A 24082-nucleotide genomic window follows, 5' to 3' on the forward strand; every position below is an offset into this window, starting at 1 on the left:
TGTACCCCTCTTTATTTCTTTAATTTTTTCAGTTGTTCACCAATAATATCACTTAACTGGAAAGTAGCCGAATCAGCATTTGGCTCATATTGGCTATAATCTTCTGTTACATTATTTTCTTCAAGCGTTTCTTTTATGCTTAAAGAAATACGTTTTTCTGCTACATGGACTTCAAGTACTTTCACTTTTACTTCTTGTCCCATTTCCAATACTTCATTTGGATTTTTCACGTGACGATTTGCAATTTGAGATACATGTACAAGCCCTTCAACACCAGGTAAAATTTCAACAAACGCACCGAATGTAACAAGGCGTTTTACTACTCCCTCACGAATATCTCCAGCTTTTATTTCGCCAGCAACATTTTCCCAAGGTCCTGGCTGAGCTGCTTTAATTGATAAAGAAATACGTTGCGTATCAGCATCAACAGATAACACTTTTACCTTTACCTTTTGACCTTGCTCTAATACCTCAGAAGGTTGCTCTACACGTTCGTGTGAAATTTGTGAAATGTGAACTAAACCGTCCACACCACCAACGTTAACGAAAGCACCAAAATCCGTTAATCGTTGTACTGTTCCTTCAACAATGTCCCCTTCTTTTAACGAAGAGATTGCTTCTTTTTTCTTAGAATCTAGTTCTAGTTCTACTACCGCTTTATGTGAAAGAATAACACGATTTTTTTCACGATCTAATTCAACAATTTTCACCGCTAATGTTTTTCCTTTATAGTCAGCAAAGTCTTCTACATAATGTACTTCTACAAGTGAAGCTGGGATAAAACCACGAACACCAAGGTCCACAACTAACCCACCATTCACGATATCTTTTACAGTAACATCAAATACATGACCAGAATTAAATTTTTCTTGTAATTCTACCCACGCTTTTTCTGCGTCAACAGCTCTCTTAGATAAAACAAGATCATCATCTTCTAATTTAATAATTTTCAATTCAAGTGTTTGATCTAATTCTACAACATCGCTTGCTTTTTCAATATGAACGTTAGCTAATTCACTAATCGGAATTACGCCATCTGTTTTGTATCCAACATTTACAAGAACTTGTTTCTCTTCAACTTTCGTTACAGAACCTGTAACAACGTCACCAACTTGTAATTCTTTTGAATTCATAACTTCTTCATTCATTTTCTCTACCATGGAAATACCTCCCTACAGAATTGACAAAGCATTTTTATGTATATACGAAATGAAAACAAATGTTTTCATTTGCATGTTTAAGAATTTATCATCACATATTCTGTTTCAATACAGTTCACAAGAAACTATATTAAATCTATATAAATAGTATACAGCAAAATCATCTTGAAGAAAGTATGATTTGAAATATAATAGCGAATATATTCTGACAGTTTTTTTCCTCTGTAACTAACTTCTTACAAATTAGCCCATTTGTCAAGAAAAGAGACTTATAATTCACTTATCCTTTACATTTCAAAAAAAAAAAAAAGAAAGAGGATAGTCCTCTTTCTTTATTTCGCAAATACTCCTGAAACAATACCCATAATTTTTTGGACAACTTCTTCAATTGATAAAGAAGTTGTATCTAATTCCAATGCATCATCAGCTTTTTTCAAAGGAGAAACTTCGCGTTCTGAATCTAATTTATCACGCCTAGCAATTTCTTCTCTTAACTGCTCTAAATTAGAATCGAAACCTTTATTCATATTTTCTAAATGTCTTCTTTCCGCTCTTTCTTCTACAGAAGCAAGCATAAAGATTTTCACTTCAGCATCCGGTAGTACATGTGTACCAATATCACGGCCATCCATTACTACGCCGCCTTTTTTAGCTAATCCTTGTTGACGACGTACCATTTCTTCACGAACAAGACGATGCTTTGCTACAATAGATACACGATTCGTCACATCTGGCGTACGAATCACTTCAGAAACATCTTGTCCATTTAAAAATACAAGTTGTGTATTTTCCCCTTGCTGAAATTCAATATTTACATTTTTTACAACTTCCATTAACTTTTCTTCATTTTCAATATCCACTTTTTGTTCAAGGGCTGCATATGTAATAGTACGGTACATTGCGCCTGTATCAATGTAAACATATGAAAGTTTTTTTGCAACAACTTTTGCCACTGTACTTTTCCCAGCAGCCGCTGGACCATCTATAGCAATCGAAATTCGTTTATCCATTGTAACACCTCATTTTTCACTTATAAAACAAAACGAAAAGCAGGTATTTTCCCCCTGCTTCTTCTCATTTGCCTCACGTCATTAAATCCTCAATAATTGTAGCATAATCCATCATAGAAGAAAATGAAAACTACTTATTCACCTGTAAGATTTCCGCCTTATTTTTCGTGACGACACCTTCGTAATAAACAATTTTCGATAAATATTTCACTGAAGATTTATGTATAAAAAGCAGTTGGACGACAGAAAGAAAAATAAATTGAATCAGTAATATACGAATTATAATTTTCTCCACTTTTTTCAAAAAAAACTCACTCCTTCCCTCTCTACACTTACACATCCACTCTCATAAATTTCCATAAACAAAACCTAACCTAATAACCACTTACCGGAGCACACTTAAGGTAATTTATTTTATTGTCATTTTCTAAGCATACTTTTATACATTTTCATTGTCGAATTTACTCAAAACATGTTATGTTCTAAATGTATTTTTCAACTTGAAAGGGGTATAAGCATTGAAAAGAATCCTAGTTTTACACACAGGTGGAACAATTGCAATGGAGGAAGATAAAGAAACTGGGGTCGTACAACCAGGTAAAAAGAATCCTCTTTTAAAATTCATTCCTGATTTAGAAGGCGATGTTGATTTAATTGTCGAAGATGTGTTCCATCTTCCATCTCCTCACATGACTCCTAGCGAAATGCTACAATTGCAAGTCATCATTGACGAAAGAGTAAAACAAGACGATATTCACGGCGTAGTCATCACGCATGGTACCGATACATTAGAAGAGACAGCTTATTTTCTTGATTTAACAGTTCAAGCAACTATCCCAATCGTTGTGACAGGGGCAATGCGTTCTAGTAATGAATTAGGTGCCGATGGTCTATATAATTTCTTATCAGCTGTAAAAGTTGCTAGTAGTAATGAAGCTGCTGAAAAAGGCGTTCTAGTCGTATTAAATGACGAAATACATTGTGCTACAAATGTAACAAAAACGCACACAAGTAATGTCGCGACATTCCAAAGTCCACAGTACGGACCAATTGGCATGGTAACAAAACGTGGTGTTGTTTTCCATCATGCTTTAGTGCATCACGAAACATGCACAGTACGACAGATTTCTAAAAACGTTGTCGTTCTAAAAGCATACGCAGGTATGGATGATACATTATTATCAGCAATCGAAACACTACCAGTAGACGGAATTGTTATTGAAGCACTTGGACAAGGTAATTTACCTCCAAGAACACTTCCTAGTCTAGGGCGATTAATAGAAAAAGGCATTCCAATTGTATTAGTTTCACGCTGCTTTAACGGTATCGTTCAAGACGTATACTCTTATGAAGGTGGCGGAAAACAATTAAAAGATATGGGCATTGTTTTCACCTACGGTTTAAACGCTCAAAAGGCGCGAATTAAATTACTAGTCGCACTAGAAAACACAAACTCTCACGAAACAATCCAACATATGTTTATGCACGATTAAAAAGAAGCTGTCGAAGATTTCGACAGCTTCTTTTTATTCTTCTCTTGATGCAATGGTTTGCGCAATCGCATCTCCATGGAATCTACCGTTCTCGATAAATATTTCATTTGCGTTATTCCCCGCAGCAATTACACCTGCAATAAAAATATTTTCAGCGTTTGTTTCCATACTACCCTCTATATAAATCGGGCGCCCTGTTTCTTCATCAATCCGAACTCCCATTTTTGTTAAGAAGCTGTGGTCTGGATGGTAACCCGTCATAGCAAATACAAAATTGTTTTGAATTGTATTTGCCTCACCATCTACTGTATACGTCAACGCATGCTCAGTAATTTCTTTTACATGCGCATGGAAATGCATTTGAATTGTCCCATTTCGTACTAACGCCTCAAATTCCGGCAAAATCCACGGCTTAATACTTGGCGAGTATTCCCCACCACGGTATAGAACTGTTACACGTGCACCCGATTTAACAAGCTCTAACGCTGCATCTATACTTGAATTTTTACCACCTATTACAACGACATCTCGATCAAAATAAGGGTGTCCTTCTTTGAAATAATGAGCTACTTTCTCAAGTTTCTCACCAGGTACATTCATATAATTCGGATTATCATAATATCCAGTTGCGACAACAATGTATTTCGCAACATATATTTCTTTGTTTCCGTCACGCTTCGTCGTTTCAACTTTAAAAACATCACCATCTTTTTGAACTTGTTCCACTCGTTCAAATGCATTTACACGTATAGATTTACGCTTTACTACTTCACGATAATACGCAAGCGCCTGATTACGAAATGGCTTACGATTTTCTGTAATAAAAGCAACTTCACCAATTTCTAATTTTTCACTAGAGGAGAAAAATGTTTGATGAGTTGGATAATTATAAATTGCATTTACAATGTTTCCTTTTTCGATTACTAACGGATTTAACCCTACTTTTTGCAACGAAATCGCCGCTGCTAATCCGCATGGACCGCCTCCGATAATAATAACTGTTTCTTTTTGCATACTTAGTTCACTCCTAGTCTTCTACCTCTGCTCTATTTATATAAACAAGAAAAAACCTACTTACAGCAGTAGGCATCTATCTTTATTGTATTCATTTTTCATATATTTGTCATCTAAACGAAACATACATCCGATAGACATCTGCTAAAAACTGCTGAAATTTAATTCCTTGTTGCCCTAATACATTCTCAGGATCGATTTTCCGAGTAGGATCCAACGTTTTGTGTGACACAATAGCCTTTTTAGGATTTAAACCGAAATTTTGACATAAATAAGCGTGATACCACGTAAAACGAGTATACGCCTCCCAAAAGTTTACGTCGCCACCATAGCAAAGTTCAACCCCAATTGCAGCCTTATTCGCATCATAACCGAATAACTCATTATCCGTTGGCACATTGTATCGAACATGGTACGCAACTTCATTTATAGGGACAATTTCTAATATTGTTTTATCATCAATAAATGTATGCGCTGAAGCTTTCGGTTGTATTTCATTAAAGTAATCCCGATTTCCTATCGCATTGCTACCAGGGTTCCCCGTGTCATGACTTACAATAAATCTTACTTTTGAAAGAGGAATTCCTGGTCGTGAATTTCCATACCCAATATAGTTACGCTCTATAGGGAACATCGCCATTACTACCAACTCCCGCTCTAAAAAATTACCTTACTTCCTTATATATGTATTCGGTGGCAATGTCCTTATGGCATATTTCTTATGCGAAGAGAACATCGAAAATATTTGATGTGAATACCATAAATAATACAATACTTACAGCCACTCCGTAAAAACCGTAAAACCAAATACAATCTTCTTTCGTATCTAAACCGAAAAATTTATTTACCGATTGTAATAATGTGCCACGCTTGCTTTGTTTGTTTCGTAATACTTCCACTCGTTCTACAACATCTGCTGGCATCATAAATCTTTGGTCTACTGTCATTTTCATCATTTATCTCTCCTTAAAATCATTTCCGTTTTGCTTATCTAAGGAAAGTATAGCACGTTTGTTCGTGTAGAACAAGCGTTCTTTTTTATTTTTTATTCTATTTTTCACCAAACCAAGTAATAATTGTGAATATAAACGCGATAATTAGTCCAACTACAACTGCACCAAATATTAAAAATAATAATCCTTCGCCGAACACCCGAACGACACTTGTTTTTCGGGCTCTCTTAGCTCTTGCAAGTTCACCCTCTAACACCTTAACCTTTTCTTCTAATTGGTCTACTCGTTCCATTATTTCATTCCCCATATACAACACCTCATTTAATACTTCAACAAAAAAACGCGATTCCCTCGAAAGGAAATCACGTTTTCTCAAAACATTATATATTATACCCAACCTCTGAAGCGACTAGCCTCAGCCATTTTACGAACACCAATCATGTATGCAGCTAAGCGCATGTTCACTTTACGAACTTGTGATGTTTCATAAATTGAATCGAATGATTTTACCATTACTTTTTCTAAACGTTGTTCTACTTCTTCTTCAGTCCAGTAGTAACCTTGGTTATTTTGTACCCACTCAAAGTAAGATACCGTAACGCCACCAGCACTTGCTAATACGTCTGGAACAAGTAAGATACCACGATCTGTTAAGATTTTTGTTGCTTCTAATGTAGTTGGACCATTTGCAGCTTCAACCACAATTTTCGCTTTAATCTTATCAGCATTTTCTTCTGTAATTTGGTTCTCAATTGCAGCAGGAACTAAAATGTCGCAATCAAGTTCTAACAGTTCTGTATTTGAAATTGTATTATTAAATAGTTTTGTTACAGTACCAAAGCTATCGCGACGATCTAGTAAGTAGTCAATATCTAATCCATTCGGATCATGTAATGCACCGTAAGCATCTGAAATTGCAATTACTTTCGCGCCTGCATCATGCATAAATTTAGCTAAGAAGCTACCCGCATTACCAAATCCTTGAACAACAACGCGTGCACCTTTAATATCAATGTCACGTTTTTTCGCAGCTTCACGAATACAAATTGTTACACCTTTTGCAGTCGCTGTTTCACGTCCGTGTGATCCACCTAATACAAGTGGTTTACCTGTAATAAATCCTGGTGAATTAAATTCATCGATACGGCTATACTCATCCATCATCCATGCCATAATTTGTGAGTTTGTAAATACATCTGGAGCCGGAATATCTTTTGTCGGACCAACAATTTGGCTAATTGCTCGTACATAACCGCGGCTTAATCTTTCTAATTCACGGAAAGACATCTCACGTGGGTCACAAATGATTCCACCTTTACCTCCACCATATGGTAAATCAACAATACCACATTTTAAACTCATCCAAATAGAAAGTGCTTTCACTTCATTTTCTGTTACGTTTGGATGGAAGCGAATTCCACCTTTCGTTGGACCAACAGCATCATTATGTTGTGCACGATATCCTGTAAATATTTTAACAGTCCCGTCATCCATACGAACTGGAATTTTCACTGTCATCATACGAATTGGTTCTTTCAATAATTCATATACTTCGTTTGGATAACCCAATTTTTCTAATGCTTCATTAATTACAATTTGTGTTGAATTTAACAATTCAAAATGTTGTTCCCCTTGTTGTTGTGTTTTCGTTTGAGTTCCCTTTTCGGCTACCATAGTAAGTAAACCCCCTGTAATTTCACTTGTTTAGTAAACCTTCATTGCCTAGTATACACCGTTAAATTTGGAATGCAATAGAAAACGCTAACAAATATATACAAACTATTTTGTATTGCAAGCGTTTTCACTATTATTATAGTCCTTTTATTGCTTTTAGAAAAGTAAAATACTTAAATATTTAAATATTTTTTATTTTCATCAAAATACATTCGATAAAACCATTATTTCATCAAGAAATACTGATTACATTTTAACATACAGATCGGCTAGTCTTGTTACCTACACTTCGTTTTATAGATTTTAGATTTTCAGCTGAATAAAAATAAAACCTCAAGCTACGTTACATTAGCTGAGGTTTTGTTTTTTCACAAAGTAATTGTATATTTGTTCAATCGCTTGAGAATCCATTAATTCTTTACCATATTCCATTACGCGGTAAATTGTTGCTGTTGACGGATTACCGTACTCCGCTAAAATAGCTATAAAATCCGCCTTCAATAATTGAAATTGCTCTTCTTCTTCTATCCAAAGATAAAAACGATCATCCCACGTATACAACTTCCCATCAGTTACACCAAGGTTATATAAGCGATTTGACAAATTGATTACATCATCTAATGTAGCAAACTCGTAAAGTATATGTTCACTTTCATCAAGAGTCACTTGCATTTCAATAAACTCGTCACGGAACTCATCTTCTGTGTCCACTTCGTGATTTTCTTTTGTTACAATTACAACCATACCTTGAGCTTGTAGAGAAAATACTTCAACAGCAATCGGTCCATCCGCTTCAAACCCTAATTCTGTATTTGCTTCTTGCATCATATCACGGAATAGTTGCTGTACTTTCGGTGCATTTCTCCACAAATCTTCTTTCGTTAATCCTCGTTCAGATAAATCATCAAATGTTAGGAAAATTTTAATCTTATTATAATTTAAACGTTCCAGTCTCATCTCATACCCTCCCTACGTAACCATTGCATCTAATTTTTATTATATGAAATAGAAAATAGATGGTTCTTTTCGAACGACTATTCCGGCATCTTTAACCATCCATCCCATTCTTCTTTCGTGTTACCAATTAGGATATTTTGAAGATTTAATTGATCTCCAATGCCTTTTCTTCCTATAAAACCACCAGAGATGTTTTCATTTTTTTCTTGCAACAAGTCAATAAATTCTACTGCCTCTTCAAGTTCTCGTTCATCATCAAAAGATATAAACAAATATTTAGGTTGTAATTGTTCAATAGCTAGTAAAATACCTTCTTCATCTAAACTTGTCCCCATATACATTGTTTGATATCCTTTTAGTCGTAAATACGTCGCGAAAATAAATCCTTTTAATATATTATTTTCTAAAACGAAAACTTTGTTAACGGAAGAATACACCGACGCATTATGATAGATCATCCCTAAACGTGTTTGTAAGAATGATACAACATATTTGAATTGCGACATTGTAATCTCATTATTACTTTTTAAAGTTAACAACTTGTTTGCCACTTGAAGAATGATGCTTGCAACAACCTTTTCCGTTGAATATATACTAAAAACCTCGTTTAATAATGCAGAAATTGTAATTTCATCAAATTCTAACAAAGCTTGTAGTATATCGTCCACTAAAACAACTTCTGTATCAGTAATTTTTTCTTTTTGAACGTTGTTCTGCAACCGATTCCCTTCTAATAACTGAACTGCTTGTCCAATCATCATCCCCTCAGAAACTTTGTTCATTAACCATTTCAAAATATGAATATGCTCTTCTGTATATAAACGATGCCCCGCACGATTTCTCTTTGGGGCAATAATATGATAGCGTCTTTCCCATGCGCGAAGTGTACTCGGTTGAATTCCGAGTATATTTGAGACAGCTTTTATATTATATTTTCCATTTGAATTCGGCATTATTTCCCTCCGCATAACGTAATGATATGTGTTTGGGAAGGTGCCCGAAAACGAAGAGGGAACAATGTTGTTCCATACCCATTACTAACAAAGAGAGTCGTATTAGAATGCTTATATACGCCACCCTTTAAATACTTTTCAGATGGAAACAACCGAATCTGGCCTCCATGTGTATGTCCACTTAATACGAGCGAAATTTGTTCATTACCAGACATTTTCTTTATTATATCTGGGTTGTGACTAATTAAAATGCGAAAACCTTCTTCTTTACAATCAGACAACGCTAAATCTAAACGATCTCGTTCTAATCCAACATCATCGATACCGAGTAAGCAAATTTTCTCTCCTAATTCAGACTCAAATACAACTCTTGTATTATCTAATACCTTCACATTATTTTCTATTAATAAAGCATCTAATTCGTGATACTCAATTTCATAGTCATTATTTCCCCATACAAAATATACAGGGGCTATTTCTCTTAACTTTTGAATATTTAAAGCGATTTGCGATAAAGGTACTCCTTTTTCAGCTAAATCACCGCCAATAATTACGATATCTGCTTTTCCTTTCACTCGTTCAATTAGCGAGCTAGAAATGATCCTTCTATGAATATCCGAAATAAAAAAAACTTTAACTTTTTGAAAACTTTCCGGAAATTCTTCGAATACTAAAGTATGTTCCAACACTGTATTACGCATCGCTTCTTTATACATTCCAAGAAGACATACAAAACAAATGCTTATGAGAGTACATAATAATATAATCCATGACATATATTTTTTACTCTCCCTCCTCGTAAAGTATAGTCCTTAATTTTATGTGGAGCTATATATCACTCATTTAGCTAGCTCTCATACTTCGTGGACTTATCTTTTATAGGAATTTTCAATTCTTGTCCTACCTTCACTTCGTCTTCTTGTAAATCATTATACTTTTTTATTATTTCTATCCCATCTTCATCTGAGAAATATTGCTTCGCTATACTTTCTAAAGTTTCTCCATCTTTCACAACATGAGTTGCTACTTTCTCAGGCTGCTTCTTTGATTCAGTCTTAGCGGAATCAAAGAAAATTACTTCAAACGCACTTTTCTCAGCATTATTACTATCACTTTTTACCTGTATATACTTATCCGTATACCATAGGATACTAATAGGTAACAATATGAACAAAAATGTTAACACTCGGACGAAAATGTGATTCATTTTAAACTTTGGTTTGTTCTCTTTATTTCTATGAATTTCACTACGCGGCGGTAAACTTTCATCTTCTTCCACTTGCTCAACTTCTAACTCCTCTTCAAAATCAGGAATTCGTTTTCTCATGTTGTTCACCACCACCTTCCATTTATTTTCTTAATTGGAGCCCCATTATAAAATCAACAAGAAAGTGTGCAAAGATTGTTATAAACAAATTTCCTGTCCACTCGAATACATAACCAAAAACAAAACTAATAAAGCAGACGAAACAAAACAAAAAAGGCTTCGTTATATACCGAATATGTAACACAGCAAAAATTAAACTCGCTATTACAATTCCGAAATGAGTCTGCACTACACCTCTAAATAAAAACTCTTCCGCAAAGCCAATAATAAACGTGATAACGAGTAAATGCATGACAGAAATCCCTTGAAACATTCTATCGTTAATGCCACCATCATCAAACCAAGATTCTGGAAACACTCGCATTGCAACATAATCTAATAACACAATACAAATCGCTAACAAGCTACCTATTAAAAGTATAGAAACCGGTTCCCATTTCCATAAACTATAAACTTCTCTTTTATCTTGAAATAATATATATGCTAGTAAACAACCGATACCAATAATGATTAGTTGTGTTATGTAGAGATTCAGTCTTATTTCTCTCGGACTCATATCTTCAACATTATGCCTTTGAATGTTCATCATTCCTCCATCTTTCCTAGGCCGAAAAGCTTTTGTAACTCTGTTTCCCAATTATAGTCGAAAACTAACTGTTGCGCTCGTCTTTTTTTATAATCCGTTTTTGTAATACCACAGTAATCACAACAGTTTTCTATCTCTTTTTCTTTTCTATAACCGAATTGTTGTAATAAATATTCACGTCTACATCCTTGAACTTGTATCCATGACTTCATATTTTCTAGCTCACTATATTTATTACGCATTCTCACTTCCACTTCCGCTATTAATCTGTGCATTATTTCATCTGACAAGCTCTCTAGCATGAGATTTCGCTGTTGTATGATTCCAAGATGTTCGAGATGATAACGTGTAAAGCGCCAATACTGTTCATTAAATCTTGCTGCATTATAACAAATTTCTTCTACATCTTCTAATGGTAATACTTTCGTTTGAAACATTCTTTCTTGTAGTAACGAAAATAAAAATTGTATTTGCGATTTACTTGGTAATTCATCTTCAATGATTGAAATTGGCAAATCGTGATCCAATGGACTACATAATAAAATGGCTATACTCAATTCTCCATCTCTTCCCGCTCTTCCAATTTCTTGTAAATAGGAAGCTACATTTGTCGGATATTGAAAATGAATAATATATCTTGTATTCGCCTTATTTACCCCCATCCCAAAAGCACTTGTACATATTACAATTTGCAACTGGTCATTCATAAACTGTTGTTGAATTAACATACGCTCTTCATGTTCCATACCACCATGATAAAAAGCTACACCTGTAATTCCTTTTCCTCTTAAATACTCGGTTAAACGCTCTGTCCAGGCCCTACTTGAACAATAAACAATACCAGGCCCTTGCAAATACATTACATGCTCAAAAAGCGCCTCTTTTTTTTCTTCTATTGTTTCCACAAATTGCACTTCCATCGCAATATTTGGACGATCAATTGAGTACACATGCTCAGCAATATTTTTTAGATTTAAACTTTCCGCTATATCTCGCAATACATCCTTTGTCGCAGTTGCTGTTAATGCTAGTACTGTCGGAGATCCGATACTCTCAATTACTTTATCTAATTTTTTATAATCTGGCCGAAAATCATAGCCCCATTGTGAAATACAATGCGCTTCATCTACGACAAATAATGAAATATGAATTTTTTTCAATTCTCTTATTAGAAGTTCCGACTGCAACATCTCTGGCGATACGAAAACAAATTTATAAAAAGATAGCTTTTTCATTGCTTCTCTTTTTTCAATTAACGTCCGAAAACTATTCAATGCAATAACTCGATTTTTCACGACATACTTTAATTGCGTAACTTGGTCTTCCATTAAAGATAATAATGGTGATACAACAAGCACCGTACCCTCTTGCAGAAGCCCCGGAAGTTGATAACACATTGACTTTCCCCTTCCAGTCGGAAGCATTGCTACAACATCTTTTCCTTCCAATAAGTCCGTAATAACTCCTTTTTGCCCCGGACGAAATTCAGAATATCCAAACCACTTATATAAATATTCCTCAAGCTTCATTTATACCCTCCATCCGTGCCAATACAAGACGTACTTCAAAATAAGAGATTTCCTCTCCAACCGCTTGCTTCAACACACGCAATTTACGTGTTTGTAATGCTTCAATTACTTTTGTTACTTTTTCCATTTTTTCTTTTTCCATAAACATTTCAATAGAAAATTCTTTTTCTCGTAAAGCAATTTCTACAAAATGGTCTTCTATCGTGGCAACCTTCAAATTCCGAATTGTTGCTATTTCTTCTAAAGAGCGTCCTTGTCTCCAAAGATTATATGTTTTTTTCGTTGATAAACTAAATAAATCAGCTTTCTCATTTGGATAAGATATAATTTCAGCTAATAATGGAAACTCATTTTCTTTATTGCGAACTTCTTGAATAAGGAAATGAATTGTACCCCAAAATAAAAAATACACTCGAAATATATCTTGTTTCGTAATTTCCGCTAATTGTTGTAAAGTACACCCAATACGTTTATACCCAGTTAACCGATATATTACGATTGTTGCCTCTACTGGATTATTTTTTTGTAAAAGAGTATGCATTTCCTTCCATAATCTTTTAGCCAATTCACTTCTCATATACGGTATTCCAGTGAGAAAACGTTTCACCCACATCATTATTTCTGTATCCTGTTGAATTGGAATAAATTTCGTATTCGCCTGTTGTAAATTCGAAATGGTTTGAACGATCAATGATAATCTCTTCCAAAACGTTTCACCTATTTCACCATAGTGTAAACCATTTAAATATGTCGGAAAGGCAAAGTCACCTTCCCATTTGTTTAATTGCACGTTACCAGCAGTCGTTAACACATATGTATTATCATGTATACCTTGAACTAAATCCGTTTGTAACAACTTTGCAACTTCTTGATCATAATCAGCTCTATTTAATGACTTATAAATCCCAAACAAAAAAGAAATTTGAAACATATTCCCATCTTGTAATGTTTGCGACGATCTCTTTCCTTTTAATAAATAATAAATCGAAGAAACGGTTCTTTCACCATTCAATTGTTTTAAACAATATAATAAAGTATATTGTAGCTGCATTACCGCTTCCACCTCTCAGTCTAACTTCATTCCTTTTTCAATACGATTGCACATTAACTGCTATTCATTTAACTTATCATATTCACACTACATGCTTGTATATATTCTATTGTATCAAACGAAATAACATTTAAGTATTTTGAAAATCTTATGAAATAATTCAAAAATAAGTTGACACTCTAATTGATAAGCATTATCATTATAATTTTATGTTGAAAAGTTTTTAAAACCGTTTTACAATAAGATTATAATTTTTTGGCGAACTTTTCACATACATATTATCAGGAGGGAAAAAATATGGCAAAATATACAATCGTTGACAAAGATACTTGTATTGCATGCGGTGCTTGTGGTGCTGCTGCACCAGACATTTATGACTATGATGATGAAGGCATTGCATTTGTAACATTAGACGATAACCAAGGTATCGTTGAAATTCCAGATGTATTAATTGAAGATATGATGGATGCATTCGAAGGTTGTCCAACTGACTCAATTAAAGTTGCTGACGAATCATTTGATGGCGACTCTTTAAAATTCGAATAGTCTTTTATTAACTTCAAAAAATCCCCCTCATACTTATGAGGGGGATTTTTTGCACTCTTTTTCATTCTCACTAACAAAAAAACCATTAGCAGTTACGCTGCCAATGGTTTAATATTTTTAAGCATTTTTCATTTTTGCAAATACCCATACTTTCAAGCGTGAAAATAATGCTACAAATACAATTGTTACAACAATTCCTTTAATTACATTAAACGGTAATATCGCCGTTACAATAGTTTGTCGCATAATATCACTAGACATAGCTGGTGAATTTAAAAACCAAGTGTACGCTGGTAAAATAATAAAGTAGTTTAACACACTCATAATAACTGTCATAGTAATTGTACCTAGCATTAATCCTGTCGTTAAACTTTTTACTGTGCGATACTTTCGGAATAAGAATGCTGCTGGACCAATAAATAAACATCCCGCTATAAAGTTTGCTACTTCTCCTACTGGTACTCCCGTTAAACTTCCTTGAATTCCGTAATGCAAAATATTTTTTATCGCTTCTACAATTACACCTGCAATTGGACTAAAAATTATCGCCGCAATTAAAGCTGGCACATCACTAAAATCAATTTTTAAAAATGGCGGAAGCCCTGGGAATGGAAAATCCAACATCATTAGTAAATACGCAATACTACTTAGCATCGCTACACTCACCATCTGCACTACACTGTTTTTTTGTTTCATCTTTCTCTCTCCTTTTCCATCGATCTTCTCATGGAAAGTGGAAAGGTTCTGCTATGCCTATTTTTTCATAGAACGAAAAAACCCTTTGTGATTTACACAAAGGGAGAATTTTAAGGCACATCAAACAGACGTTCAAATACTTATCTTTTTTGAACGCTTGAACCTCCATCTTCTCCCATCCAGACTGTACTGTCGGCTTTGGAATCACACCAAATCCTGCCTTAACGGCTCGCGGGCTTAGAACGAAATTATTAAATGTTCATCACCGCCGGTCGGGATTTTCACCCTGCCCCGAAGATAGACCGATATTCTATTTTCCACTTCATTATACAACAACATGATCTTATTGTGAACAAAAAAAGTGTAACTTACTAAAAATAAGTTATTGATTTTATATAATTAAAGAAACGATTACTATATTTTACAATACAACCCATATTTTTTATAATTCGGTATTTCTCTTATGAATCCCCCTAGTCATATGTCGTCAAAAGTGATAAGATGTTGAATTGTTAAGATAAGAACATTTTCTGAGTTATGGAGGAAATGTCATGAAGAAAGATAAAAGACACTCTATTCGAGAAGCAATGAAAAAGAACTTAAGAAAAGAATACTTTTATTTGAAAAAAGAATTACTTTTCTACTGTCCAATTGATCTAGGCACATTCTCAAGAGAGACATACTACGCTACTTTTGACCAAGATGGCATAAGTATTTATCAGTATGATAAAAAAACAGAAAGTAAATTAAAATTGTGTGAGCGTCATCCATGGAAGAGTTGGAATAAGGTAAAAGTTGATCACTATTTAACAACTTCTCAATTTATTTTCCAAGGTGAGCGAAACTGGATTTTATCCCTTTTCCAAAAAGGAAAAGAAGCTCAAAAAATAATTGAAGAACATACATCTTTACAAACGGAAGTTGTTTCCCGTCCGTTTTCCAAGAAACTTCCTGGTTTCCGTTCTGATACACCATTGAATAAATACATCGGTTGCATTTGTTACACTGCACTTATTGCATTTTTATTAAAATGGATGATTCCATTTCAAGCACCACAAATCGCCCTGTATTCTCTTTCAATTGGCTTTATGCTTCTTGGTTTACTTTGTCTTACAATTGGTCTAATCGAACCAACTATCGTACTATTTCGGACAAAAGAAAAAACAAGAACAAAAGTCTTTTACTTATATAGCTACTTAGCTATTACTGGATTTATATGTGTCTTTATTTTTTGGTAAAAGAAGCCGTCCCAAAAGATCTTTTGGGACGGTTTTTCGTTAGGAATAGGTTGCTCTTACTGTCGTATTTTATTGTTAGTCGATATTTCTTGTCGAAATGTCGATATAATAATAGCTATGTTCGATATAATTTCATTTACTATCGCAATCTTAAATAAGAAGAAAATAAATTTATTCAAAAGTTATGCTTTTGGGACGTTGCCTTTACTTGACGTATAGTTGTTGGTTCGGATAGATTTTCTCTTGTCGCAATCCATTCCTCACTTTAATTTCCTCAACTGTCATACTAAATTTCCGGGAAATACCAACTAAAGTATCACCTTTTTGTACAATATATAGTGATGATGACACAACTTGATTTTTTTGTTCATTTAAAACAAGCAACGGATTCATCGCATTCCTTTTCTCCATCGTCCATCTCCCTTGATGCACTTCTAAATGTAAATGCGCTCCTCGCGATTCTCCTGTATTCCCTACCTCTCCAATTAGCTCTCCTTTTGAAATGTTATCACCTTGAACTACATATCTCTTATTTAAATGCGCATAAACAGCCTCATATTCTCCATGTTTAATAAATACAACATTTCCATAACTACTTGAAAAATAAGACTTTGTCACCTTACCATTTTGAATAGCTGCAACAGGCGTTCCAATAGGCGCAGCTATATCAATACCATAGTGTTTCCCATGTCTTGTCCCAAAATAATCACTTATCTGCCCATCAACAGGCCATATCCACTGATTCCCTTCAGCGTAAACATGTAATTGAGATAAAAATAATACACTCAATATCACCACGCCACATTTTAACGCTTTCATATACATCCTCCGTTTTCTAATAACCGTCATACCTTCTCTATTGTGGGATATTACAGAAAAAAGTATACAAAAAAAAAGAAAGTGTATTACTCCACTTCCTTCTCTTCTTTATTACGAAAAACAAGTGCACTGCGGTTATACTCCACATCTTTCACTTGTAAACGCGCATTTATTACTCTAGCAAGCGCAAATAAATAATCAGATAACCTATTTATATACTTTAGAACAATTTCATTGGTTTCTCCTTCTTTTTGCAATGACACTATACAACGTTCTGCTCTTCTTATAACTGTACGTGCAATGTGTAGTGCAGCCGATATCTCGCTACCGCCTGGTAAAATAAAACGCTCTAAAGGCGGCGCTTCTTCTGTATACGAATCAATTCGTCTCTCTAAATACTCGACCATCTCTATCGTTACTTTATAAGGGATTTTCTTCTCTACTATTGCTAAATCCCCTCCACAATCAAATAGTTCATGTTGAATATTTTCAAGTTCGTTATAAATGTTACGAAAACATTCCTCTTGTAATTTAGACATGGCATATCCGATATGAGAATTCGCCTCATCAATTGTTCCATAAGCTTCTACACGTATATGATCTTTATCCACTCGGCCACCTATGACACTCGTTTCCCCTTTATCACCTGTTTTTGTATAAAGTTTCATTTCATTATGACACCTCTCTTTTTATTTTCATTCTGATTATTAAAGAAAAAAAACTCTACCATTCTTTATTTAATTGCACTTACAAAAAAATAAAAAAACAGTAAAGCTTTTATTCATGATCAACTTTTTAAAAACATATATATCTAAATTATACGATTTGGTAAATATACAGAGAATGTAGTTCCTTCTCCAACGACACTTGATACAGAAATTTTCCCGTCATGACCTTGAACAATATTTTTAGCAATCGCAAGCCCGAGTCCTGTTCCAACTTTTTTCCCTCGCGTTCTTGCTTTATCAGCTTTATAGAATCGATCGAACAAGAACGGAATATCTTCTTCTGGAATACCAGCACCTGAATCTTGCACTTCGAAAGTAAGGCCACTATTTTTCGTATTAATTACAAGTGTAACATGTCCCCCTGCATTTGTATGACGGATTGCATTATCAATTAAATTCGTCAGTACCTGTTCCATACGGTCTGCATCAAACGGATATTGTTCAATTGGACTTTGGAAATCCACTGTTAATTGGACTTCTTTATCCTTTGCAATCCCCTGGAATTTACGGCCAATTTTTTCGACAAATGGATGAATATCTACTTCCCCTATATGTAACTCTACATGTCCACTTTCCATACGGGCTAAATCTAATAACTCATTTACAAGTTTACCTAAACGAACAGATTCATCATAAATAATTTGAACAAACTCATTAATTTCTTCTTTCGTTTGCACAATATCATCTAAAATTGCTTCACTATATCCTTGAAGCATTACCATCGGTGTACGAAGTTCATGTGATACATTCGCAATAAAGTCTTGACGCATTTTCTCAAGACGACGCTCCTCCGTCATATCTCGCAATACTGCTACAGCTCCACGAATTTTTGTTTGATTGTAAAGCGGTGTCATAAGAACTACGTAGTTACCTTTTTGCAAATTAATTTCAACAACTTGTTGTTGCTCACTTTCTACAACGAGATGGAATAGTTCAACAAGTTCAGAAGGCAGTTTTTTAATTAACTCTACTTCTTTTTCTTCTTGCCAAACTTGTAAGAAGTGTTCTGCCGGTGGGTTGATAACAACGACTTCACCTTCTTGATTTAACGTAACAACACCATCTGCCATACTACTCAAAATGCTAGCTAACTGCTCTTTTTCTTGCTGCAGGGCATTCATATTAAACTTCAACTGTTTTCCCATTTGATTTAAAGCAGTTGCAAGCTCACCAATTTCGTCCTGCGACACCATAGGGGCTTTCGTATCAAATTTCCCGCGCGCTACCTCAAATGCAACCTCACGCATTTTACGAAGTGGTGCCGTAATTCGAGTAGATAAGAAAAATGCAAAGAAAGTCGTTAAAATAATCGCAATCCCGGCTGATAAGAAAATAAAATCAGTCGTTCTCTCCATACCTTGTATTGGAACTTGCAATGATTCATATACAAACACTGCACTTTGATTTTTTGACTGTACTGGTTTCCCGACGATCATAATATCATTTTCAGTATTTTTATTCTTCCTACTATTAGAAGCTTTTCTAATATTATTCTTAATATCCTTTTTATCTGTAAAAACAGCTGCTAATTCTTTATCATTTTTCAAATCATCTATTGTAAGAGTAACTAATCCTTCTTGTTTCGGCGAAGAAGAAATTTCCTTACCGTCTTCTACAATGATAATCCTTGAAAGTGGATCAGAAAATTTGTAAGCAATATCCTCAATCGTTTTTACATCGGCACCTTCTTCAATTAATTCCGTGACACTTGTTGCAACTTTCTGAAGCCTAGCTTCACTCATATCAACATAATACGTTCTAAAAAACTGTGAAAGTAAAATAGCAACAAATCCAAGAACAAACGAAACGAGAAGTAATATGGTCATCCATAACTTCCCTACTACACTTCTCCAAAGCATCAGTCGTTCACAACCTCAAACTTGTAACCTACGCCCCAAACGGTAACAATCATTTTCGCTGCATCTGGTGATTGTTTACTTAACTTTTCACGTAAACGCTTTACATGCGTATCAACTGTACGTAAATCTCCGAAGAACTCATATTGCCATACTTCTTTTAACAATTGCTCACGGTCAAAAACTTTATCCGGGGATTTCGCTAAGAATAATAGTAATTCATATTCTTTCGGTGTTAAGTTTACTTCATTACCATCCGCTGTAACGCGGTGCGCATCATTATCAATTGTTAAATGAGGGAAAACAGTAACATCTTTCGTCGTTGTATCTTGTGTAAAGAATGTCGTTGGTACAGCGCGGCGTAATACCGCTTTCACACGAAGTACTACTTCACGCGGGCTAAACGGCTTTACAATATAATCATCAGTTCCAACTTCAAACCCTTGTACCCTATTTACTTCTTCACCTTTTGCTGTCAGCATAATAATTGGCGTCGCTTTCTTCTCACGAATCCCTTTACACACTTCGATACCATCTTTACCAGGCATCATAATATCCAGTAGGATTAAATCATAATCATTTTGTAACGCCATTTCTAAAGCTGTATCACCATTATCCGCTTCTTCAATTGTGTATTGCTCTCTTTCTAAATACATCTTTAATAAACGACGAATACGATCCTCATCGTCTACAATTAAAATTCTTGATTCATTTTCCATTTCTACCCGCTGCGTACTTTTACCACAACGGTTTACACCTACCCTTCTACAATATAATGTTGCACCTATCCTCGTCTAATTAAGCATTTTTTAACGTTCCACTTCCCATATTATGCTTCACAAGAATAATAAAGTTTGTTCATTTTTTTTCCAAAACTATGTATTTTTTTTGAACAGTATATTTGGTCCTCGACATCATTTTACAGAATCAACCGCTACTTTGTCATGTTTTTCTCAAAAAAGAAGAAAATTTGACAAAAATAAAATAGGAAAGTGACATACACTCTCCTATTTTATTTCTCTATGCATATGAATGTAAACCCGCGATAATTAAGTTTACTACAATAAAGTTAAACATAATGATTGCAAAACCAATCACTGCAAGCCAGGCGGATTTTTCTCCATGCCATCCTTTAGATAAACGTAAATGTAATACCGCAGCATAAAAGAGCCAAGTAATAAGCGCCCAAACTTCTTTTGGATCCCAACCCCAAAAGCGCGTCCAAGCGATTTGAGCCCAGATCATTGCAAAGATTAATGCTCCTAATGTAAACACCGGGAATCCTATCGCAATAGAACGATATCCGATTTCATCTAATAAATCACTATTCGTATTCTTTACTAACGGCTGAAGTGCCGCTGACACTCGCTTACGTAAAACAAGTCTTAATACAATATAAAGTAGCGTTCCGACTAACACTGACCAAATAACAGTATTTAATTTTTTCGCATTTACAATCGCTGGAACTTCAACTGTTGGCTCTAATTTATTTTCTGTCATTAACTTCCCTTCATGCGGTCCAACTAAAGCAGGGAGATTATACTTCATTTCAACTTGTTGTTCATTTTTATCAATCCATTGAAACTTCGCTTCGTATTTCATACTAGAAAATACCGTTGTTATTCCAATAAACCCAACTGTACAAACAAGTGTGAAAACTACTGTCTCTAACCAAAATGTACGCTTACTTCTTGTTGATTGATCTACATTTTTCAGTAAATACATTACGCCTGTAATAAAACTAATTGCTAATATTGCTTGTCCCGCTGCCGCTGTCGTTACATGAATATGTAGCCAATTACTCTTTAAAGATGGGATAAGCGGCGAAATTTCTCTCGGGAACATACTTGCATAAGCGATTAATAAAAGAGCTACCGGTAAAGCAAATAAACCAATAATACTTACACGATATACAAAGTACATAATGATAAAAGCTCCCACAAGCATCATGCCAAAAAATGTACCAAATTCAAAAAAGTTACTAACCGGTGCATGTCCTGATGCGATCCATCTTGTAACAAAATATACTATTTGTGCAATAAATCCTAAAATTGTTATAGTTATACCTATATTTGCCCACTTGTTACCTTTTTCTTTAATTGCTCCTCCAAAAAATAAAGTTGCAATTAAATATAAGATAAACGCCGCGAACAGAAAATTACTACTTATTTGTACCATATCGTTTCCCCACCTTAACTAATTTTTTTCATTCATTTTATCGTGTGGTTGTGGAATCGCTGTTCCTTCTAGTACTCTTTCAATATCTTTCTTTAAGCCGAACCAATTTTTATTCGTATGGCCTGCAACCCACCATTCATCATTAACACGTTGTATCCAAATACGGCGATGGTTCCAATACATACCTTGAATCACACCAACCATAAATATAAATCCTCCAATACCGAGAATCCAAAGCGTCAAATCTTTTCTTACTGTAAGAGCTGTTGCATTTTGCATTTCCACACCTGCAAATGACATTTTATATTTATTATTCCCGTCAGGCTCTATGTTTTGCTGAATACCGACGAAACTAACTTCACCATCTGGTGTTTCCGGGGTAAACATTTTAAAGACGAATGCAGGATTATTCGGTAATTTTGTTTTCGTATTCGGCCTTCCATTCTCATCAAAATAAAAATCTGGAAAATAGCTTAATAGTTCTAAAGAATACCCATTTCCTAAATCATATTTTTCTGTAGGATTCGCTAAATCTACTTTAATCGGTCCCAACTTTTGATTATTTTCTTTGTTTTGCAAATGGAAAGACATGCTTTTAAATTCACTTTCTTTGTAATCCACTTGATAAACAGCAAATTGATCAAATTTCAGTGGCTCATTCACTCGAATTTCAGCTTCTTTTACCTTTTCTAATTTTGGTTTTTGACCCGCTATATTTTCTCCTACCGCTTTATATAATACAGCATTTGTTTGGAAGTTTTTCGCAATCATTTTATCACCAACACGATCAATTGCTTCATCAAAAACTTCTTTATCCTTACTCTTATCATAAACTTCCTTGATAAACTTTTCGTTTTTCAAATAGTATTGACCATCTGTTCCTGGTATTTCTTTCGTTTCACCGTCACGTAACCAAAGTGCTTCATCTACATACATACTCGGTAAAAAACGTAGCATTGCACCGAATAGAAAGATAATAAGACCAATATGGTTTACATATGGACCCCAACGTGAAAAACGTCCCTTTTCCGCTAAAACGTTCCCGTCTTCCACTTTTACATTATAATTACGTTTCTTTAAATTAATTTGAACTCGTTCTAAGTCACCTTCATGCGGCGTACCAGTCCCGTGCACTCTCTGTCTTTTCAAAAAACTTGGGTGTCTTTTCACCCCTTGTTTTTTTAAAGCTTTATAAAGAGGAATGACACGGTCTAAACTACATATAACAAGTGAAATACCAATGGAAGCAATTAAAATCATGTACCACCATGATCCATATAAATTATTAAATCCTAATTGATAGTATAATTGTCCTAAAAATCCATACTCGGTCTTATAATATTCAGCTGGTTCGATTCCTGGAGTTATGTACATTTCTTGGGGAAAGATAGTTCCTATTGCCGATGAAGCTAAAGTTATTACGATTAACCATACACCTACTTTTACAGAAGAGAAAAAACTCCAAATTTTATCGACTATCGTTTTTGTATGTGTGAGAGATCTCCGAGCACTCCCCTCATATCTCATATCCAATAATTTTATATTTTCATTACTTTCAAATGGTTTCCCACATGCTTCACAAAAAATGGTTCCTATCGGATTAACATGTCCACATTCACACTTAATTTCTTTCAAAGCTCTCACCGCCCTTTTATCTATATGTACTATTGTATATTCCATCCTAGAGTTACCGCAATACTCAGAATTTTTAAAGCGAAGGTGCTATACGTAAGCACCTCTTATGTAAAGGCTTTCTTAATTATGGAGTGATTTTCTTTAAGTACTCTTCCAATTGTTCCTTCGTTTGCTCACCTATAATTTGCTCTACTACTTTGCCTTCTTTATCAATTAAAAAGGTTGTTGGTAATGGTCCCACTCCATATGTACCTATGATCTTTTGCCCTTTATCAATTGCAACTGGGAATTTCAAATCATATTGTTTCACAAAGTTCTTCACTGCGATATCCGTTTCATCTGCATCTAAGGCAATAATTTCAACGCCTTTTTCTTTATATTTCGGATATAACTCATTCATATAAGGCATTTCTTTTTCACAAGGTTTACACCAAGTTCCCCAAAAATTTAAAAATACACCTTTTCCCTTTAAATCTTTTAATTCAATATTCTTTCCTTCTAAATCAGTTACAACAAAGTTAGGTGCTTCTTTTCCAATTTGCATTTTCTCTTTATCAGTAAAAAATCCTTGATATAGCGTAAACCCTACCGCACCGCTTAAAATGAGCAAAATGATAACACGAAATAATAAGCGATTTTTTTTCATGTTGTCTCCCCTCTCTTCGACGAGTGATAAATA

General features: G+C 34.6%; 26 protein-coding genes and 1 riboswitch. Of the genes, 3 read left to right on the forward strand and 23 right to left on the reverse strand.

The features are described from left to right. Positions 1-11: 11 nt before the first annotated feature. The 3 genes from rpsA to B5P40_RS32650 form a co-directional block, all read right to left on the reverse strand. Complete coding sequence (rpsA, locus tag B5P40_RS05780; protein WP_002030757.1) at positions 12-1160, reverse strand: 30S ribosomal protein S1; 1149 nt, start codon at positions 1158-1160, stop codon at positions 12-14. A gap of 332 nt (positions 1161-1492) precedes the next feature. Beyond that, entirely contained in the window at positions 1493-2170 is a 678-nt protein-coding gene (gene cmk, locus B5P40_RS05785; protein WP_002011798.1) for a (d)CMP kinase, read from the reverse strand. Positions 2171-2300: 130 nt separating this feature from the next. After that, a complete protein-coding gene (locus B5P40_RS32650; protein WP_002135263.1) occupies positions 2301-2474 on the reverse strand; it encodes a DUF5359 family protein in 174 nt (57 codons plus the stop codon). A gap of 214 nt (positions 2475-2688) precedes the next feature. Here B5P40_RS32650 and ansA point away from each other — a divergent pair, with 214 nt between their 5' ends. After that, positions 2689-3663, forward strand: coding sequence for an asparaginase (gene ansA, locus B5P40_RS05790; protein WP_002030754.1), 975 nt, complete (start codon positions 2689-2691; stop codon positions 3661-3663). A gap of 33 nt (positions 3664-3696) precedes the next feature. Here the strand turns inward: ansA and B5P40_RS05795 are convergent, their stop codons facing one another. The 12 genes from B5P40_RS05795 to B5P40_RS05850 form a co-directional block, all read right to left on the reverse strand. Beyond that, positions 3697-4677 carry a YpdA family putative bacillithiol disulfide reductase gene (locus B5P40_RS05795; RefSeq protein ID WP_078175648.1) on the reverse strand — a complete coding sequence of 327 codons (981 nt, stop codon included), beginning with the start codon at positions 4675-4677 and terminating at the stop codon, positions 3697-3699. A gap of 109 nt (positions 4678-4786) precedes the next feature. Beyond that, positions 4787-5317, reverse strand: a complete 531-nt coding sequence (locus B5P40_RS05800; RefSeq protein WP_002011791.1) for a peptidoglycan recognition protein family protein — start codon at positions 5315-5317, stop codon at positions 4787-4789. 79 nt (positions 5318-5396) lie between these two features. Next, a complete protein-coding gene (locus B5P40_RS05805) occupies positions 5397-5633 on the reverse strand; it encodes a DUF3961 domain-containing protein (protein ID WP_002011789.1) in 237 nt (78 codons plus the stop codon). Between the two features lie 94 nt (positions 5634-5727). Beyond that, complete coding sequence (locus B5P40_RS05810; protein ID WP_113708963.1) at positions 5728-5937, reverse strand: hypothetical protein; 210 nt, start codon at positions 5935-5937, stop codon at positions 5728-5730. Positions 5938-6017: 80 nt separating this feature from the next. Further along, positions 6018-7304: an NAD-specific glutamate dehydrogenase gene (gene gudB, locus B5P40_RS05815; protein ID WP_000225168.1), complete on the reverse strand. Its 1287-nt coding sequence runs from the start codon at positions 7302-7304 to the stop codon at positions 6018-6020. 348 nt (positions 7305-7652) lie between these two features. Beyond that, positions 7653-8261, reverse strand: coding sequence for a genetic competence negative regulator (locus B5P40_RS05820; protein ID WP_002011786.1), 609 nt, complete (start codon positions 8259-8261; stop codon positions 7653-7655). Between the two features lie 77 nt (positions 8262-8338). Continuing rightward, complete coding sequence (locus B5P40_RS05825; RefSeq protein WP_002011784.1) at positions 8339-9214, reverse strand: MerR family transcriptional regulator; 876 nt, start codon at positions 9212-9214, stop codon at positions 8339-8341. Beyond that, positions 9214-9990: a metallophosphoesterase gene (locus B5P40_RS05830; RefSeq protein WP_113708964.1), complete on the reverse strand. Its 777-nt coding sequence runs from the start codon at positions 9988-9990 to the stop codon at positions 9214-9216. Before B5P40_RS05830 ends, B5P40_RS05825 begins: the two co-directional genes overlap by 1 nt. Before the next feature lie 71 nt (positions 9991-10061). After that, the gene (locus tag B5P40_RS05835) at positions 10062-10541 is read right to left on the reverse strand and encodes a LysM peptidoglycan-binding domain-containing protein (protein ID WP_002126396.1); all 480 of its coding nucleotides are present in this window, start codon (positions 10539-10541) and stop codon (positions 10062-10064) included. A 22-nt stretch (positions 10542-10563) separates the two neighbouring features. After that, positions 10564-11127, reverse strand: a complete 564-nt coding sequence (locus tag B5P40_RS05840; RefSeq protein ID WP_002064506.1) for a CPBP family intramembrane glutamic endopeptidase — start codon at positions 11125-11127, stop codon at positions 10564-10566. Next, complete coding sequence (locus tag B5P40_RS05845; protein ID WP_002086642.1) at positions 11127-12656, reverse strand: RecQ family ATP-dependent DNA helicase; 1530 nt, start codon at positions 12654-12656, stop codon at positions 11127-11129. The genes B5P40_RS05840 and B5P40_RS05845 overlap by 1 nt, the downstream gene beginning before the upstream one ends. Next, positions 12646-13707, reverse strand: coding sequence for a YpbB family protein (locus B5P40_RS05850; protein WP_002086645.1), 1062 nt, complete (start codon positions 13705-13707; stop codon positions 12646-12648). Before B5P40_RS05850 ends, B5P40_RS05845 begins: the two co-directional genes overlap by 11 nt. A gap of 297 nt (positions 13708-14004) precedes the next feature. Between B5P40_RS05850 and B5P40_RS05860 the strand changes: the two genes are divergently transcribed. Then, the gene (locus B5P40_RS05860) at positions 14005-14253 is read left to right on the forward strand and encodes a ferredoxin (RefSeq protein WP_001151994.1); all 249 of its coding nucleotides are present in this window, start codon (positions 14005-14007) and stop codon (positions 14251-14253) included. A gap of 117 nt (positions 14254-14370) precedes the next feature. On the opposite strand, the gene B5P40_RS05865 is transcribed toward B5P40_RS05860, so the two are convergent. Further along, on the reverse strand, positions 14371-14949 hold the full coding sequence (locus B5P40_RS05865) for an ECF transporter S component (RefSeq protein WP_002011769.1): 579 nt from the start codon (positions 14947-14949) through the stop codon (positions 14371-14373). A gap of 163 nt (positions 14950-15112) precedes the next feature. Next, positions 15113-15252, reverse strand: a riboswitch (FMN riboswitch). Between the two features lie 248 nt (positions 15253-15500). Here B5P40_RS05865 and B5P40_RS05870 point away from each other — a divergent pair. Beyond that, positions 15501-16187, forward strand: coding sequence for a hypothetical protein (locus B5P40_RS05870; RefSeq protein WP_002030740.1), 687 nt, complete (start codon positions 15501-15503; stop codon positions 16185-16187). Between the two features lie 204 nt (positions 16188-16391). Here B5P40_RS05870 and B5P40_RS05875 read toward each other — a convergent pair whose 3' ends face one another. The 7 genes from B5P40_RS05875 to resA all read right to left on the reverse strand — a co-directional run bounded on the left by B5P40_RS05875 (position 16392) and on the right by resA (position 24049). Next, positions 16392-17006 (reverse strand): peptidoglycan DD-metalloendopeptidase family protein, encoded by a 615-nt coding sequence (locus tag B5P40_RS05875; protein ID WP_002193209.1) that lies wholly within the window; start codon positions 17004-17006, stop codon positions 16392-16394. An 86-nt stretch (positions 17007-17092) separates the two neighbouring features. Further along, positions 17093-17674, reverse strand: coding sequence for a cob(I)yrinic acid a,c-diamide adenosyltransferase (locus tag B5P40_RS05880; protein ID WP_002086651.1), 582 nt, complete (start codon positions 17672-17674; stop codon positions 17093-17095). Between the two features lie 143 nt (positions 17675-17817). Next, positions 17818-19593 (reverse strand): sensor histidine kinase ResE, encoded by a 1776-nt coding sequence (gene resE, locus B5P40_RS05885; RefSeq protein WP_085963310.1) that lies wholly within the window; start codon positions 19591-19593, stop codon positions 17818-17820. Further along, positions 19593-20309: a DNA-binding response regulator ResD gene (gene resD, locus B5P40_RS05890; RefSeq protein WP_002011758.1), complete on the reverse strand. Its 717-nt coding sequence runs from the start codon at positions 20307-20309 to the stop codon at positions 19593-19595. Before resD ends, resE begins: the two co-directional genes overlap by 1 nt. 301 nt (positions 20310-20610) lie before the next feature. Beyond that, entirely contained in the window at positions 20611-21768 is a 1158-nt protein-coding gene (gene resC, locus B5P40_RS05895; RefSeq protein WP_002030737.1) for a cytochrome c biogenesis protein ResC, read from the reverse strand. Between the two features lie 18 nt (positions 21769-21786). Beyond that, the gene (gene resB / locus B5P40_RS05900) at positions 21787-23448 is read right to left on the reverse strand and encodes a cytochrome c biogenesis protein ResB (protein ID WP_113708965.1); all 1662 of its coding nucleotides are present in this window, start codon (positions 23446-23448) and stop codon (positions 21787-21789) included. Positions 23449-23527: 79 nt separating this feature from the next. Next, positions 23528-24049 (reverse strand): thiol-disulfide oxidoreductase ResA, encoded by a 522-nt coding sequence (resA, locus tag B5P40_RS05905; RefSeq protein WP_002064495.1) that lies wholly within the window; start codon positions 24047-24049, stop codon positions 23528-23530. Positions 24050-24082 lie beyond the last annotated feature (33 nt).

This window comes from Bacillus sp. SRB_8, from assembly GCF_003264205.1.
In the GTDB taxonomy this organism is placed as follows: Bacteria; Bacillota; Bacilli; order Bacillales; family Bacillaceae_G; genus Bacillus_A; species Bacillus_A mycoides.